Raw genomic sequence first — 513 nt, 5'->3', positions numbered from 1 at the left:
GAAGATGAGCCTGTTAGAGCGATTAAACGTAAAAAAGATAGCTCAATGGTAAAAATGGCTGAAGCTGTGAAATCTGGTGAAGCAGATGGATGTGTGTCAGCAGGTAATACTGGTGCTTTAATGTCAGTTGGTTTATTCATTGTTGGACGTATTAAAGGTGTAGCTAGACCGGCTTTAGTAGTAACATTGCCAACGATTGATGGAAAAGGTTTTGTCTTTTTAGACGTTGGTGCAAATGCTGATGCTAAACCTGAACACTTATTACAGTATGCGCAACTAGGGGATATTTATGCTCAAAAAATTAGAGGTATTGATAATCCGAAAATCTCATTATTAAATATAGGTACCGAGCCAGCTAAAGGTAATAGTTTAACGAAAAAATCATTTGAGTTATTAAATCAAGATCATTCATTGAATTTTGTTGGGAATATTGAAGCGAAGACATTAATGGATGGCGATACAGATGTTGTAGTTACCGATGGCTATACTGGGAACATGGTCCTTAAAAATTTA

General features: G+C 36.1%; 1 protein-coding gene. It reads left to right on the top strand.

Annotated elements, in window-relative coordinates:
* Positions 1 to 513, top strand: a 513-nt coding sequence (gene plsX / locus IDG60_RS02255) for a phosphate acyltransferase PlsX (RefSeq protein WP_206160453.1), incomplete at both ends; no start/stop codon positions are given.

The organism is Staphylococcus sp. EG-SA-2, from assembly GCF_017152085.1.
This window is presented reverse-complemented; position numbering and strand designations above follow the sequence as displayed.